14 protein-coding genes are annotated in these 14,394 nt (G+C 58.7%); 6 read left to right on the top strand and 8 right to left on the bottom strand.

The window, feature by feature from the left end:
* Both RTP97_RS21445 and greB read right to left on the bottom strand, forming a co-directional pair.
* On the bottom strand, window positions 1-109 hold a 109-nt coding region (locus RTP97_RS21445; protein WP_409455949.1), incomplete at its 3' end, for a Tex-like N-terminal domain-containing protein.
* 99 nt (window positions 110-208) lie between these two features.
* Entirely contained in the window at window positions 209-682 is a 474-nt protein-coding gene (greB, locus tag RTP97_RS14600; RefSeq protein ID WP_103820325.1) for a transcription elongation factor GreB, read from the bottom strand.
* A 139-nt stretch (window positions 683-821) separates the two neighbouring features.
* On the opposite strand from greB, the gene ompR reads away from it, so the two are divergent.
* Together ompR and envZ are read left to right on the top strand one after the other, a co-directional pair.
* Window positions 822-1,541, top strand: coding sequence for a two-component system response regulator OmpR (gene ompR, locus RTP97_RS14595; protein WP_042393138.1), 720 nt, complete (start codon window positions 822-824; stop codon window positions 1,539-1,541).
* Window positions 1,538-2,881, top strand: coding sequence for a two-component system sensor histidine kinase EnvZ (gene envZ, locus RTP97_RS14590; RefSeq protein WP_312414888.1), 1,344 nt, complete (start codon window positions 1,538-1,540; stop codon window positions 2,879-2,881). Before ompR ends, envZ begins: the two co-directional genes overlap by 4 nt.
* A 44-nt stretch (window positions 2,882-2,925) precedes the next feature.
* Here the strand turns inward: envZ and pckA are convergent, their stop codons facing one another.
* From pckA to RTP97_RS14565, 5 genes are all read right to left on the bottom strand, one after another.
* Window positions 2,926-4,545 carry a phosphoenolpyruvate carboxykinase (ATP) gene (gene pckA, locus RTP97_RS14585; protein WP_312414885.1) on the bottom strand — a complete coding sequence of 540 codons (1,620 nt, stop codon included), beginning with the start codon at window positions 4,543-4,545 and terminating at the stop codon, window positions 2,926-2,928.
* Window positions 4,546-4,829: 284 nt separating this feature from the next.
* Window positions 4,830-5,708 (bottom strand): Hsp33 family molecular chaperone HslO, encoded by an 879-nt coding sequence (hslO, locus tag RTP97_RS14580; protein WP_312414883.1) that lies wholly within the window; start codon window positions 5,706-5,708, stop codon window positions 4,830-4,832.
* Between the two features lie 24 nt (window positions 5,709-5,732).
* Window positions 5,733-6,134: a ribosome-associated heat shock protein Hsp15 gene (gene hslR / locus RTP97_RS14575; RefSeq protein WP_312211884.1), complete on the bottom strand. Its 402-nt coding sequence runs from the start codon at window positions 6,132-6,134 to the stop codon at window positions 5,733-5,735.
* Window positions 6,135-6,144: 10 nt separating this feature from the next.
* Complete coding sequence (gene yrfG / locus RTP97_RS14570; RefSeq protein ID WP_312414879.1) at window positions 6,145-6,813, bottom strand: GMP/IMP nucleotidase; 669 nt, start codon at window positions 6,811-6,813, stop codon at window positions 6,145-6,147.
* Between the two features lie 75 nt (window positions 6,814-6,888).
* Complete coding sequence (locus RTP97_RS14565) at window positions 6,889-9,024, bottom strand: intracellular growth attenuator family protein (RefSeq protein ID WP_312414876.1); 2,136 nt, start codon at window positions 9,022-9,024, stop codon at window positions 6,889-6,891.
* Between the two features lie 267 nt (window positions 9,025-9,291).
* Between RTP97_RS14565 and nudE the strand changes: the two genes are divergently transcribed.
* Window positions 9,292-9,852, top strand: coding sequence for an ADP compounds hydrolase NudE (gene nudE, locus RTP97_RS14560; RefSeq protein WP_103820318.1), 561 nt, complete (start codon window positions 9,292-9,294; stop codon window positions 9,850-9,852).
* 95 nt (window positions 9,853-9,947) lie between these two features.
* Here the strand turns inward: nudE and mrcA are convergent, their stop codons facing one another.
* Window positions 9,948-12,500, bottom strand: coding sequence for a peptidoglycan glycosyltransferase/peptidoglycan DD-transpeptidase MrcA (gene mrcA, locus RTP97_RS14555; protein WP_312414873.1), 2,553 nt, complete (start codon window positions 12,498-12,500; stop codon window positions 9,948-9,950).
* Window positions 12,501-12,620: 120 nt separating this feature from the next.
* Here mrcA and pilM point away from each other — a divergent pair, with 120 nt between their 5' ends.
* From pilM to RTP97_RS14540, 3 genes are read left to right on the top strand one after another with little or no spacing between them, the layout of a single operon-like run.
* Window positions 12,621-13,403 (top strand): pilus assembly protein PilM, encoded by a 783-nt coding sequence (pilM, locus tag RTP97_RS14550; RefSeq protein WP_312414870.1) that lies wholly within the window; start codon window positions 12,621-12,623, stop codon window positions 13,401-13,403.
* A complete protein-coding gene (locus RTP97_RS14545) occupies window positions 13,403-13,936 on the top strand; it encodes a PilN domain-containing protein (protein ID WP_312414867.1) in 534 nt (177 codons plus the stop codon). Before pilM ends, RTP97_RS14545 begins: the two co-directional genes overlap by 1 nt.
* Entirely contained in the window at window positions 13,926-14,393 is a 468-nt protein-coding gene (locus RTP97_RS14540) for a hypothetical protein (RefSeq protein ID WP_312414864.1), read from the top strand. The genes RTP97_RS14545 and RTP97_RS14540 overlap by 11 nt, the downstream gene beginning before the upstream one ends.
* Window position 14,394: the final 1 nt, after the last annotated feature.

Raw genomic sequence — 14,394 nt, 5'->3', positions numbered from 1 at the left:
TAAACGGCACGGTGTTCCCTTCATCAAGCAGGCGAACGGCAGCTTCTACCTGTTCGGCACTGGCCTGAAGTTCACCCGCAATAATGCGGCAGAGCGAATCATTCATCATGGCTATTTCATCTAGTGGATCGAGTGGTGGATCGAAAATCAGGGGGATAGTTATACGGACTGGCTGGCAAAAATGCCAGCCGGGGAGGATGCTCCAGGACTATTTAACGTACTCAATTTCGTTGACGTACCAGCTCGCCTCACCGCCCGGCGTCTGGACGATCGCCAGGTCACCGACCTCTTTCTTCAGCAGCGCACGGGCCATTGGGGAATCGATGGAGATATAGTCCTTGCGGCCAAAAATCTCGTCGTAGCCCACGATGCGAAAGCGTTTAGTGTCGCCGTCGTCGTTTTCGATCTCCACCCAGGCACCGAAGAACACTTTGCCCTCCTGCTGCGGGGAGTAATCAACAATTTTCAGGTTTTCCAGGCATTTCGTCAGGTATCTGACGCGGCGGTCAATTTCCCGCAGGCGTTTTTTATTATACTGATAGTCAGCATTCTCGCTGCGGTCGCCGAGACTTGCCGCCCAGGTCACCTTTTTCGTGACCTCCGGGCGCTCCTGACGCCAGAGATAGTCCAGCTCCTGTTTAAGCTTGTCGTAACCTTCTCGGGTGATAAGTGGCGTTTTCATCCGGTTTATGCCTTTAAGCTGCTGTTAAATATGCTTTGTAACAATTTCGACTAGAATGTATACCAGATTTCGCTGGTGGTCGGCGCACACTTTTTTAGAATACGCACTTATATTGTCCGAACCTTTGGGAGTACAAACAATGCAAGAGAATTATAAGATTCTGGTCGTCGATGACGATATGCGCCTGCGCGCACTGCTGGAACGTTATCTCACCGAGCAAGGCTTCCAGGTTCGCAGCGTGGCCAACGCAGAACAGATGGATCGCCTGCTTACCCGTGAATCCTTCCACCTGATGGTACTCGACCTGATGCTTCCCGGCGAGGACGGTTTGTCCATCTGCCGCCGCCTGCGTAGCCAGAGCAACCCGATGCCGATCATTATGGTCACGGCGAAAGGGGAAGAGGTTGACCGTATCGTGGGGCTGGAGATCGGCGCGGACGACTATATTCCGAAGCCGTTTAACCCTCGCGAGCTGCTGGCCCGCATCCGTGCAGTGCTGCGCCGCCAGGCCAATGAGCTGCCCGGCGCGCCGTCGCAGGATGAAGCCGTGATTCAGTTTGGTAAGTTCAAGCTCAACCTCGGCACCCGTGAAATGTTCCGCGAAGATGAGCCGATGCCGCTCACCAGCGGCGAGTTTGCGGTGCTGAAGGCGCTGGTTAGTCACCCGCGTGAGCCGCTCTCCCGCGATAAGTTGATGAACCTGGCGCGTGGCCGCGAATATTCGGCAATGGAACGTTCCATTGACGTACAAATCTCCCGCCTGCGCCGCATGGTGGAAGAGGATCCGGCGCACCCGCGCTATATTCAGACCGTCTGGGGTCTGGGCTACGTCTTTGTGCCGGACGGCTCTAAAGCATGAGGCGACTGCGCTTCTCGCCGCGAAGTTCCTTTGCCCGCACGCTGCTGCTGATTGTCACCCTGCTGTTTGTCAGCCTGGTGACAACCTATCTGGTGGTGCTGAACTTTGCCATTCTGCCCAGCCTGCAGCAGTTTAATAAGGTGCTGGCGTACGAAGTGCGTATGCTGATGACCGACAAGCTGCAGCTGGAGGATGGCACGCAGCTGGTAGTGCCCCCGGCTTTCCGCCGGGAGATCTATCGTGAGCTGGGTATCTCCCTCTACTCGAACGAGGCGGCGGAAGATGCCGGTCTGCGCTGGGCGCAGCACTATGGCTTTTTAAGCCAGCAGATGGCCCAGCAGCTGGGCGGCCCGACGGAAGTGCGCGTTGAGGTAAACAAAAGCTCGCCGGTGGTATGGCTGAAGACGTGGCTGTCGCCCAACATCTGGGTGCGTGTGCCGCTAACCGAGATCCACCAGGGCGACTTCTCACCGCTGTTCCGCTACACCCTGGCGATTATGCTGCTGGCGATAGGCGGAGCGTGGCTCTTTATACGTATTCAGAACCGACCGCTGGTGGATCTTGAGCATGCGGCGCTGAAGGTGGGGAAAGGGCAGATCCCGCCCCCGCTGCGCGAGTATGGCGCGTCGGAGGTGCGCTCGGTGACCCGGGCCTTCAACCAGATGGCGGCAGGGGTTAAGCAGCTTGCCGACGATCGTACCCTGTTGATGGCCGGTGTCAGCCACGATCTGCGTACGCCGCTGACCCGCATCCGGCTGGCGACGGAGATGATGGGCGAGCAGGATGGCTACCTGTCGGAGTCGATCAACAAAGATATCGAAGAGTGTAACGCCATTATCGAGCAGTTTATCGACTATCTGCGTACCGGCCAGGAGATGCCGATGGAGATAGCCGAGCTGAATGCGGTGCTGGGGGAAGTGGTTGCGGCAGAGAGCGGCTACGAGCGTGAAATTGATACCGCGCTGCATCCGGAAGAGATCTACCTGCGCATGCATCCGCTGTCAATTAAGCGCGCCATCGCCAACATGGTGGTAAACGCCGCCCGTTACGGCAACGGCTGGATCCGGGTTAGCAGCGGCAGCGAGGCGAACCGCGCCTGGTTCCAGGTAGAAGACGACGGTCCGGGCATTAAGCCGGAACAGCGCAAGCACCTGTTCCAGCCCTTTGTGCGCGGCGACAGCGCCCGCAGCACCAGCGGCACCGGATTAGGGCTGGCAATCGTACAGCGTATCGTCGACAACCATAACGGCATGCTGGAGCTGAGCACCAGCGAGCGCGGCGGTCTTTCGATTCGCGCCTGGTTCCCTGTTCCCGTGACCCGTGGTCAGAATAATGTGTAGGACGTAGGCCGGGTAAGCGCAGCGCCACCCGGCGTTTTACATGCTTATAATTTCGGTCCTGCGCTCACCAACGCCGCACCCGCAGGCGTATCGGTATACTTCTCAAAGTTCTCAATAAACAGCTTCGCCAGCGCGGTGGCTTTCTCCTGCCACTGCTCAGGAGAGGCGTAGGTGTTACGCGGATCGAGGATCTGTGGATCGACGCCCGGCAGGCTGGTGGGGATTGCCAGATCAAAGATCGGCAGCGTAAAGGTGTCAGCCTTATCAATAGAGCCATCCAGGATGGCGTCAATAATGGCGCGCGTATCTTTGATAGAGATCCGTTTCCCCGTGCCGTTCCAGCCGGTATTGACCAGATAGGCCTGCGCGCCCGCCGCCTGCATCCGTTTGACCAGCACTTCGGCATACTGCGTCGGGTGTAGAGAGAGGAACGCCGCGCCAAAGCAGGCGGAGAAGGTTGGGGTGGGCTCCGTCACGCCGCGTTCGGTACCGGCCAGCTTGGCGGTAAAGCCAGAGAGGAAGTGGTACTGCGTCTGATTAGCGTTCAGGCGCGAGACCGGCGGCAATACGCCAAAGGCGTCGGCGGTCAGGAAGATAACCCTGGTGGCGTGGCCCGCTTTTGATACCGGCTTGACGATATTATCGATGTGGTAGAGGGGATAGGAGACGCGGGTGTTTTCGGTCTTGCTGCCGTCGTCAAAATCGATGGTCCCGTCGTCGAGTACGGTAACGTTCTCCAGCAGCGCGTCGCGGCGAATAGCATTATAGATATCCGGCTCCGCCTCACGGGAGAGTTTGATGGTCTTGGCGTAGCAGCCGCCTTCGAAGTTAAACACGCCGTCGTCATCCCAGCCGTGCTCGTCGTCGCCAATCAGGCGGCGCTTGGGATCGGTGGAGAGCGTGGTTTTGCCGGTGCCGGAGAGGCCAAAGAACACCGCCACGTCGCCCGCTTCACCGACGTTCGCCGAGCAGTGCATAGAGGCGACGCCCTTGAGCGGCAACAGGTAGTTCATAATCGAGAACATCCCTTTCTTCATCTCGCCGCCGTACCAGGTGCCGCCGATAAGCTGAATGCGCTCGGTCAGGTTAAAGGCAACGAAATTCTCAGAGTGAAGACCCTGCTCCTTCCACTGTGAGTTTGTGCATTTTGCACCATTCATGACGATAAAGTCCGGCGTAAAGTCAGCCAGCTCCTCATCCGTCGGGCGGATAAACATATTCTTCACAAAGTGCGCCTGCCAGGCCACTTCGGTAATAAAGCGCACCGCGAGGCGGGTATCGGCATTCGCCCCACAGAAGGCGTCGATAATAAACAGTCGCTTGCCGGAGAGCTGCTGGGTCACCAGCCCTTTCAGCTGCTGCCATACCTCGGGAGAGAGCGGTTTGTTGTCGTTCTTGCCTTTGCCTTTATCTGCCCACCACACGGTGTCGCGGGTAGTGTCATCGCGGACAATGTACTTATCTTTCGGCGAACGCCCGGTAAACACGCCGGTATCGACGGCGACAGCACCAGAATTCGTCACTCTGCCCCGCTCAAATCCTTCCAGGTCTGGACTGAGTTCTTCCTGATACAGCGTATCGTAGTCGGGGTTATAGACGATATCCTGAACATCATTGATACCATAAGCCTTGAGATCCTGCGGGGTTAAACGTTTAACGCGCATGTCACTGCTCCTTAGCCAATATGTATTGCCTGCGATTGTAGGGTTATTCTGAGGGGGTTAACCGCGACGAGGCTCATAGATTTATGCATCCAGACAAGCCTTCGCTGGTGAAAACGCTGTTAGAGGTACCCGTAAGCGAGACAAATTATGGCAGGATTCATCAGATGCATAGCGAAAATGCTCTATAAAGGCAAAAAGCAGGTCAATTTATCGGTGAGATTGTGAGTGTAATCGCTTTCCGGTAAGCAAACGGCGCGCCGTCTGGCAACGGCGCGCTAAAAGGATCAGTGTACCTGCGGATCGGCAGGAGAGGCGTTGTTGCGGATCTCCGCAATATCCATGGCGTTAAACAGATAGTGGTTGCCACAGTAGTCGCAATGCATATCGATTTCGCCATCCTCCTCCAGAATGCTGTCGATCTCCTCATCCGGCAGCGTCTTCAGCGCCCCGGCGCAGCGTTCACGAGAACAGGTGCACTTAAACTCAACGTCTTGCGGATCGTAGAGCGTCACCTCTTCTTCGTGATAGAGACGCCACAGCACTTCGTTCGCCGGCAGGGTAAGCAGCTCTTCCGTTTTGATGGTGTCGGTCAGCGTCGCCAGGTGTTCGAAGTCATTAGCATCGGTATCCTGGGCTGGCAGCACCTGTAACAGCATACCGCCTGCGGCTGGCAGGCCGTCGACCTCGCCGGTGCGGATGTAGAGGCGCGTCGGCAGCTGCTCCGAGCGCATGAAGTAGTCCTCCAGACACGCTGCCAGCGTATCACCTTCCAGGCCAACAACGCCCTGATAGCGCTCGCCCTCTTCCGGGGAGATGGTGATCACCAGATAGCCGTTGCCGACCAGGGTTTTCAGATCGGCATCGTCTGCGATCTCGCCCTGAACACGGGCCACGCCGCGCAGCTGCTGCTTGTTGTTGCCGTTGATGACCGCGAGGCTCATCGGGCCGTCGCCCTGCAGCTGGACGGTAATGTCACCGGCAAACTTCAGCGTAGCGGTCAGCAGGCTGGTGGCCACCAGCAGCTCCGCGAGGATGTTTTTCACCGGCTGCGGATAGCTGTGGTTTTCAAGGATCTGCCGCAGGCTTTCGGATACCGTTACCAGTTCGCCACGAACAGCGTAGTTTTCAAACAGATAGCGGTGTAATTGGTCGTGTTGGGCCATAATTATCTCTCTGGAGGGCGAAGACTACTCGTCATCACCGTATTTAAATTTCATCAGGTCGCGGCGCTCTTTTTTATCCGGGCGACGCTCCGGGTGCGGCATCGTTAACGCGTTCATCTTGCGGGCCAGCGCCATCTTCTCGCGTTTTTCAATACTCTCAGCCGTCTCTTCATACAGCGCTACCGCCTCGCTTGCTGGGCGGCGCTGATCGGTAATGGCTTTTACCACTACCGTGCGTTCATCGTTTCCCTGACGCAGGGTCAGGGTGGCATTCAGCTCGACGATTTTACCCGGCTTGCTGCGTTGCCCGTTGTAGTGCACCTTGCCACCCTCGATCATCTCGCGGGCCAGGGCGCGGGTTTTGTAAAAGCGCGCCGCCCAGAGCCATTTGTCTAAGCGGACTTCTTGCGCGGGCTTTTCTTTCATCGCGTCTCCTTCATTTGAGGGAGGGGATCAGGCGGCGATAGTCGTTGAGTCCAGGGTGGCGCTGATAGCGCTTCTCCACCAGCCCGGAGTCAGGATTGGTGACGCCGAGACAGTAACGAATACCGAATGTCGCCGCCGCATCCAGAATCGGCTCGCTGTCATCAATAAACAGCGTCTTCTCCGGGTTCAGGCCGGTAGCCTCAACGACGGCTTGCCACAATCGTTGATCCTCTTTCGGATAACCAAATGTGTGGGTAGAAAGCAATAAATCAAGGTGTGCGCCAAGCCCGGTATGCTCAAGCTTCACCGCCAGGTTATGCGGGTGCGCATTGGTGAGCAGAATGCGACGCTTGCCACAGGCTTTCAGCGCGTCCAGAAAAGGCACCGTATCCTCACGCAGAACGGCACGTGCTCCCTCAGCGGTGGTCATGGCACAGATATCGAGGCCGAGACGTTCGCTCCAGTAATCCAGACAGTACCAGTTTAGCGTATGCTGCACGGCATGGTACTCCGCCTGCATGTGCGCCTGCGCCTCGGGCGGCGTTAAGCCACGCGCGGAACCAAAGGTCTCCGGTACCAGCGTCTGCCAGAAGTAGTTATCGAACGCGAGGTCCAGCAGCGTGCCGTCCATGTCCAGCAGCACGGTCTCCACGTCCTGCCAGTTGATATCAATATGCATGAGATACTCCTGCGAGAGGATAAGCGCGACAGGGTAGCATACCCCGACGCGCGTCGTATTTATCAGATGAGGCGATCAGATGAGGCTGTCGGAGGCCTGAAGCAGCTGCGGATTCAGGCAGCTGTCGTAGTACTCCTGAATATCGGCAAGGCGTGAGCGGTGGCGCTGATAGCGACGCACGGCCTGGACGGCGTTATAGAGAGTAGAGACGATCATCGCCAGCAGCAGCAGCGCAGTACCAATATAGCGCCACAGTCCGGCGCTGGATGGCATCCGGTGCAGGCTAACATGCTTCGTTCCGTTGGCATCGGTATAGATGTTAGTGACGATACCCTCGGCGCTAAACGGGGTCTGCATTAACATTTGTGCCAGCCGTTGAAACTCGTTCCACTGCTCCTGGGGCGGATAGTCATACAGGGCAATCGGCGGCCAGGGCTGATCCACCAGCTCGCTGCCCTCATCGCTGGCGATCACAAACCCGCCCGGCGCCGGGCTGTTCAACGCCTGGGCGGCACGTGAGGTCTCGCGCAGCAGGAAGGGGGCGGTGGAGGTGGTGACCAGATTATCGAGGGATTCGGCGCTGACCGGACGCAGCAGTACGTTGACACCGCTGAGCCTGCCGGCGCTGGCGCGCTTGGTCAGCGTCTCCCAGTCTTTGGTGTTGCCGAGGTTCACCAGCGCATTTTTCAGCCGCACGCATTCGTCGTCGGCAGAGCAGAGATCCTGAGTTTTCAGCACAATCTCGGCGAAATCATCTAACAGTACCATGCCCGACTTCTGAATCGCCGAGCGCAGCGCGGCGCTGACGTGGGAATCCTCTTCGCTGGAGGGGTGCAGCTGGCGGTTGACCGCCTGGATCAGCGCGTTCGCTTTATTAACGGTATCGGATTCCGGCAGCGGCAGCGGCGGCGCATCGTTCCAGATAATCTGCGAGCAGTCGAACGGTGAGAAAGGCGAGTTTTGCCGTCCGCGCCAATTCTCCTGCATATGAATATTGCACATCCCGGTGCCCTGGATGCTCAGGGTATCACCTATCCGCAGCCCGGCCTGCTCAAGCTGGCTCACGCTGGTAGCCTCAACCGTCTGCGCGCCCTTCATCCATGACAGAGTGAATTTAACCGGCATATCCAGCGGCACCCAGATCAGCAGCAGAATCAACACCACCAGCGCGCCGAGGGAGATAATGGCGCTGCGCAGCCAGTGCTGTAACGGGAAGTTGATCGCTTCGTCATGCAGGGATAAAAACCGTCCCTGGCGCACGACGTGGCGGTCAAGGTAGATATCGATGTCGGTTTGCTGGCCCAGATCCTGGGTGATGTAGGGCTGCCAGTGGCGGGGGTAGATCAGATCGATAATCCCTAACGAGATATTGTTGATCTGCTCCTGATTGTTTTCACCAAACAGCCCCCAGCGCCGGGGCGTGCCGCGCAGGCAGTGGATCTCCCGCAGGGTGTTTTTAGCCGGTGGGGCGAAGATCCCCCACAGCCCGGCGGCGAGCAGCATAACCGCACCCCCGGCCATCCACGGTACAAAGACGTCCGGCGTCGCAAGGCAGAAATAGAACAGCAGGAATGAGGTCACAATCAAGAGCGCTTCCCGCAGGCCGTCCGGGCGACTCAGGGCATACTCCTCCCGCGTCTCCTGACGAATATTCAGCAGCTCAATCTGTTCGCTCTCTTCCCCACGGATAGAGGTCTGGGTAGAGGAGGGCAGCTCCAGCGCATAGCCGCGCGCTTCATGGATAGAGTCGCTTAGCGTATGGCCGTTAAGGGAGATCACCAGCGGCAGCGTATCGGTGCGGATAAGCTCAACCACGTTCTCGTCGGTAATATACTGCTCCCAGAACGGCGGCAGATGAACTTCAACCGAGTCGAGGAAGTAGCGCCACTTGTTTAGGTCGTCGCTGTTAATGCCGTAGCGGGTGATCGAGTGGGTAACGGAGAGCACCGTATTGCTTTGCGCATTCAGGGAGAGAGCGACAGGGGCAGCGGTTGCGCCCGTCAGGCCAGGCGCCTGCTGGGTACGGGACAGCGTCTCGATATAGGCTTCTACCGCGCTACGCTCTTCTGGCGTAAGCTTACGGTTCGCCGCGCCGGCGAAATCTGGCAGGTACGGCAGACGGAAGCGACGGTGCGAGCGTCGTCTGAAAAACCACCCTGCAAGGAGTGCGCAGGCCAGCATAGCAGCGATAAAAATCAAAATGGTGCTCATGCTTTTCCCATCTTACTTTTCTTACAGAGGTGTAGTCAGTGCACCTTGTTGGCGAAGCGAATTGTAGCAGCGCCCGATAGTAACAAAGCCGTATCGTTGACCATATCAGCAAATTCCTAGTTTCATTTCAACCTCTTGACTTTTTAGGTTAAATGATTAATGACTCATTCTACGTTGCACATATGTAAATAAAAGGCAATTGCCGTTGCCGAAACCGTGCGGTTTGCCGCACAATGGCGAAAGTTTTCACTGTAAAGACCCATCAGAATGAGCAAATCATTGCAAAAACCCACCATCCTTAACGTAGAAACGGTGGCTAAATCGCGCCTGTTTAACGTCGAAAGCGTGGATCTGGAATTTAGCAACGGCGTTCGCCGCGTGTATGAGCGTATGCGCCCCTCGACCCGTGAAGCCGTTATGATTGTGGCCATTGTCGATGAGCACGTGATGCTGATCCGTGAGTATGCCGTCGGCATTGAATCCTACGAGCTGGGGTTCCCGAAAGGGCTGATTGACGCTGGCGAGAATGTCTATGAAGCGGCGAACCGCGAGCTAAAAGAGGAGATCGGCTTTGGTGCTAACCAGCTGACCTTCCTGAAAAAGCTCAGCATGGCGCCCTCCTACTTCTCCAGCAAGATGAACATCGTGGTTGCAGAAGATCTCTATCCGGAGTCGCTGGAAGGGGATGAGCCAGAGCCGCTGCCGCAGGTGCGCTGGCCGCTGGCACATCTGATGGATCTGCTTGAAGACCCCGATTTTAACGAGGCCCGCAACGTCAGCGCGCTGTTTTTAGTCCGCGAGTGGCTGAAAGGGCAGGGACGACTTTAAATTCAATCACGCCCGGCGGCGCTAACGCTTGCCGGGCCTACCGCGACAAAATGTAGGCCGGGTCAGGCGAAGCCGCCACCCGGCGTGTTAACCACTCAAAACAGCTCGTGCGTCTCGCCGTTATCGATAAGCGTTGTCCCCACCTCATGCACTGCCTGCTGCGTTGGCTGCGTGCCTTCAATGAAGAACTCCTGACGGCTGTTGCCACCGTTGGCCAACTGCCCGGTGCTGCGGTCGATATTCACCGTAATAATACCCGGCGGCGGCGTAAGCGGCGCTTCCGGCACGCCGTCCAGCACGCTCTTCATAAAGGCATCCCAGGCGGGCTGAGCGCTCTTCGCCCCGCCTTCATAACCTGAGATCTGATCCTTAATCGCGCCAGAGGCGGTCGTGCGGCCAAGATCGCGGCGGTGATCGTCAAAACCAATCCATACCGAGGTCACAACGCCCGGGCCGTAGCCGGAGAACCAGGCATCCTTCGAGCTGTTGGTGGTGCCGGTTTTGCCGCCGATATCGTTACGCTTGAGATCGCGTCCGGCACGCCAGCCGGTACCCTGCCAGCCCGGTTCGCCAAAGATATTGGTGTTCAGCGCGCTCTTGATCAGGAAGGAGAGCGGGGTATTGATCACATGCGGCGCATACTGTGGCGCACCGGTCTGAGCAACCAGCGCCCGGTTGGCCTGCTCTAGCTGCGGCATCGGCACGGTGAGATTCTGCTGCTCCTGTGATACGGCCACGTCCTCAACGTTGCTGTTCTCCAGCACGTTGGACTTCTGCGTTTCGCCATAGATCACCGGAATATCACACTCTGCGCAGGCTACCTTCGGCTGCGCTTCAAACAGCATCTTACCCTGATCGTTTTCGATCTTGCTGATAAACCACGGGTCGACCAGGAAGCCGCCGTTCGCCATCACCGCATAGCCACGCGCGACCTGCAAAGGCGTAAAGGAGGCGGACCCGAGCGCCAGCGATTCGGTGTGTACAATGTTCTGCGCCGGGAAGCCGAAGCGCTGCAGGTACTCCGCGGCGTAGTCGACGCCCATCGCCCGCATGGCTCGCACCATCACTACGTTTTTCGACTGGCCTAGCCCCTGGCGCAGACGAATAGGGCCGGCATACTCCGGCGGCGAGTTTTTCGGTCGCCAGTCGGAGCCTGCGCCCGCATCCCAGCGCGAAATGGGTACGTCATTAAGAATGCTCGCCAGGGTCAGCCCCTTGTCCATTGCCGCAGTGTAGAGGAACGGCTTGATGTTCGAGCCGACCTGGCGCAGCGCTTGGGTGGCACGGTTAAACTTGCTCTGGTTGAAGTCGAAGCCGCCGACCAGGGCGATGACTGCCCCGTTCTGCGGGTTAATGGAGACCAGGGCTGAGTTCACGTCCGGCACCTGCGCCAGCCACCAGGCGTCATTCACCTGGCGAACCCAGATCTGCTGCCCGGCCTGCACCGCATCGGTTACCCGGCGCGGCGTCGCGCCCTGAGCGGTATCCGAGCGGAAAGGACGCGCCCAGCGCACCCCGTCCATGCGCAGTGACACCGACGTGCCGTCGGCCAGCATCGCCGTCGCTTCCTGGGCATTGGCCTGCATCACTACGGCGGGAAGCAGCGGTCCGTAGGTCGGCAGCGCCCGCAGAGAGTCGGTGATTTTTTTGCTGTCCCACGGGCTTTCGCCCAGCTTCCACAGCACGTTTGCCGGTCCGCGATAGCCGTGACGCATGTCGTAATCCATCACGTTGTCGCGTACCGCCTGCTGGGCCGCTTCCTGTGTCTTCCGCGTGATAGTGGTGTAGACCCGGTAGCCATCCTCATACGCCTTCTCGCCGTAACGCGACACCATATCCTGGCGCACCATCTCCGAGAGGTAAGGGGAGGAGAAGGCGATCTCCGGGGCGTGGTAGTTGGCATCAATGGCTTCACCGCGGGCGCTGTCATACTGCGACTGACTGATGTAGCCCTCGCTCATCATACGCGCCAGCACCACGTTACGCCGCGAGGTGGCCCGCTCGAGGGAGTAGAGTGGGTTGAATGTGGAGGGTGCTTTCGGCAGTCCGGCAATTACCGCGATTTCGCTGAGGGTAAGCTGATCGACCGACTTGCCAAAATAGACCTGCGCCGCCGCGCCGACACCATAGGCGCGATAGCCGAGGTAGATCTTGTTTAGATAAAGCTCAAGGATCTCATCCTTCGTCATCATCTGCTCGATGCGAATGGCGAGGAAAACCTCTTTCAGCTTACGTATCAGCGTCTTTTCCGGACTCAGGAAGAAGTTACGCGCCAGCTGCTGCGTAATGGTACTCGCCCCCTGAGACGCGTGGCCGGAGAAGAGCGCGACGCTGGCGGCACGGAAAATCCCCACCGGATCGACGCCGTGATGCTCATAGAAACGGCTGTCTTCCGTTGCAATGAAGGCTTTGACCATAACGGGCGGGATCTGATCCAGGGTCAGCGGAATACGGCGCTTTTCGCCATACTGCGCAATCAGCTCGCCGTCGGCGGTATAGACCTGCATCGGAATTTGCAGCCGCACGTCTTTCAGCGTGGCGACGTCAGGCAGCTGTGGCTCAATAAATTTGTAGAGGCCATAAACCGAGCCTGCTCCCAGCAGAATGCAACAGACTGCAAGGATAAATAGATACTTTACGAACTTCACCGGAGATTTCCCATTTAGTTTTCTTTGGGCAGTTTATAAACAATCGCGCGGTAGTATAAAGGCAAGCCTGATGCATTGATATAGCCGTCACCCTGACGGACGATAAGGAGATCGTGATTTATGGCAATCAGTCGCTGGCGAATAGGCCTTCATATTCAGCAGGATGGCATCTATGCCATCGCGCTAACGCAGGAAAAATCCCACTCTGTGCTGCGCCACTGGTGGCAGCTGCCGCTGGCGGCGGGCGCCCTTGTCGACGGGCAGATCAAGCAGCCTGAACACCTCCATACGGTGCTACAGGCGTGGAGTAAAACCCTGCCGCGCAGGCACCAGATTAGCCTCGCCTTTCCCGCCGGACGCACGCTGCAAAAAAGGCTGCCTCGTCCCGCCGTACGGCTAGGCGAGAGCGCCCAACTACAGTGGGTAGCAAACACGCTCGCCCGCGAGCTGGGGATGCCTGCCGACGACCTGCGTTTTGACTACACCGACGACAGCGTGCAGCGTGCGTACAGCGTGACGGCGGCGCAGAGCAGCGAGGTTGCCGCGCTGCTGACGCTGGCGGATAGCCTGAGCCTGCACCTCTCGGCCATCACCCCCGACGCCTACGCGCTACAGCGCTTTATCCCGCTGCTTGCGCCGCCGCTGCGCTGGCTGGCCTGGCGCGATGCTACCCAGTGGCTCTGGGCTACGCGCAGCGGCTGGGGCCGGCGGGCGCGTGAGGATGCCAATAACCTTGATGAACTGGCGCAGGTGTTAGGCCTGCCGCTGAAGGAGGCCACGCTTTGTGATGCCGAACCGGGGAGCTTCGATCCCTGGAGCGCCATTGCACGCCGCTATCCACCGCTGCCGGAAAACGGCACGGCCTGGGCGATAGCCATTGGCCTGGCGCTGGGAGGTGAGTAATGGCGCAAGCGGTCAACTTTCTCCCCTGGCGCGCCCAGCGGCAGCGCCAATGCCTGCGTCTCTGGCTGACGATCTTCTCTGTCACCCTGCTGCTGATTGTGTTGCTGGCCGCGGTAATCCGTATGCGGGCGTTTCAGGAGAGCCGGCGGCTGGGGCTGTTGCAGCAGGCGGGTGTAACGTTGCAGGCAGGGCTGACGCAGCGCCAGGCGCGCCTGCTTGCCCGGCAGGCCGAGTGGCAGGCACAGCAGCAGCGTCAACAGCGGTTGCAGGCTACGCGGGAGTGGCAGCAGATTTTAACCCGCCTTGCTGACACGCTGCCGGAGCAGGCGTGGCTGAGCGAGCTGCGCTACCAGCAGGGAGCGCTGTCGCTGGCGGGCTATGCGGTCAGTTTTATAGCGTTGAGCCAGCTCGAAACGGCGCTCCACGCCCTCCCAGGTCTGAGAATGGGCAAACCTGGTTCAGCCTCGCGGGATGCGCAGGGGCGATGGCAATTTGATTACGCTCTGGTTTTGGATGTGCCCCATGCGCCTTAGCCCTGAACGTTGGCTCGCGCTCTCTGCCCGTAGTCGGGTAGCCGCCTGGCTAAGCGTGACGATGTGCTGCGCTGTGCTGGCCTGGCTTCTGGCGGTGCGGCCATACACAGGCGAGCGGACGCAGCGGCTGGCTGAGCTGCATGCGCAGCAGCAGAGCCGCAGCCAGCTATGGGCGAACATTATGCCGCTGCGCCAGGCAGGAGAGCAGGCGGCAACAGCGCCTCTACCCGGACGCGCTTTTTCCGCCCTGGCTTTCCAGACCGGCAGTGCCCGGCTGCTCAGCTGGCATCCGAACGAGCATGGCGGCGAGATGGTGCTGCAAAGCGGATGGCAGGATGTGCCAGAGACCTTTGCCCGCCTCGCCGAGCAGGGTATGCAGGCCACCGCTTTTTCGCTGGCGTTAAAAGAGGAGGTGCTGCATCTGCGCCTGGAGCTGGAGAGCGGCGATGGCCCCTGAC

This window comes from Pseudescherichia sp., assembly GCF_031998825.1.
In the GTDB taxonomy this organism is placed as follows: domain Bacteria; phylum Pseudomonadota; class Gammaproteobacteria; order Enterobacterales; family Enterobacteriaceae; genus Pseudescherichia.
Note: the sequence above shows the minus strand (reverse complement) of the source record. Positions and strands in the feature narration are given on the sequence as shown.

Excerpts from the sequence above, each read along its gene's own strand:
- hslO (WP_312414883.1), bottom strand. The coding sequence starts at position 5,708 with ATGGCCCAACACGACCAATTACACCGCTATCTGTTTGAAAACTACGCT.
- yrfG (WP_312414879.1), bottom strand. The coding sequence starts at position 6,813 with ATGCATATTGATATCAACTGGCAGGACGTGGAGACCGTGCTGCTGGAC.
- hslR (WP_312211884.1), bottom strand. The coding sequence starts at position 6,134 with ATGAAAGAAAAGCCCGCGCAAGAAGTCCGCTTAGACAAATGGCTCTGG.
- RTP97_RS14565 (WP_312414876.1), bottom strand. The coding sequence starts at position 9,024 with ATGAGCACCATTTTGATTTTTATCGCTGCTATGCTGGCCTGCGCACTC.
- nudE (WP_103820318.1), top strand. The coding sequence starts at position 9,292 with ATGAGCAAATCATTGCAAAAACCCACCATCCTTAACGTAGAAACGGTG.
- RTP97_RS14545 (WP_312414867.1), top strand. The coding sequence starts at position 13,403 with ATGGCGCAAGCGGTCAACTTTCTCCCCTGGCGCGCCCAGCGGCAGCGC.
- greB (WP_103820325.1), bottom strand. The coding sequence starts at position 682 with ATGAAAACGCCACTTATCACCCGAGAAGGTTACGACAAGCTTAAACAG.
- ompR (WP_042393138.1), top strand. The coding sequence starts at position 822 with ATGCAAGAGAATTATAAGATTCTGGTCGTCGATGACGATATGCGCCTG.
- pckA (WP_312414885.1), bottom strand. The coding sequence starts at position 4,545 with ATGCGCGTTAAACGTTTAACCCCGCAGGATCTCAAGGCTTATGGTATC.
- RTP97_RS14540 (WP_312414864.1), top strand. The coding sequence starts at position 13,926 with ATGCGCCTTAGCCCTGAACGTTGGCTCGCGCTCTCTGCCCGTAGTCGG.
- envZ (WP_312414888.1), top strand. The coding sequence starts at position 1,538 with ATGAGGCGACTGCGCTTCTCGCCGCGAAGTTCCTTTGCCCGCACGCTG.
- pilM (WP_312414870.1), top strand. The coding sequence starts at position 12,621 with ATGGCAATCAGTCGCTGGCGAATAGGCCTTCATATTCAGCAGGATGGC.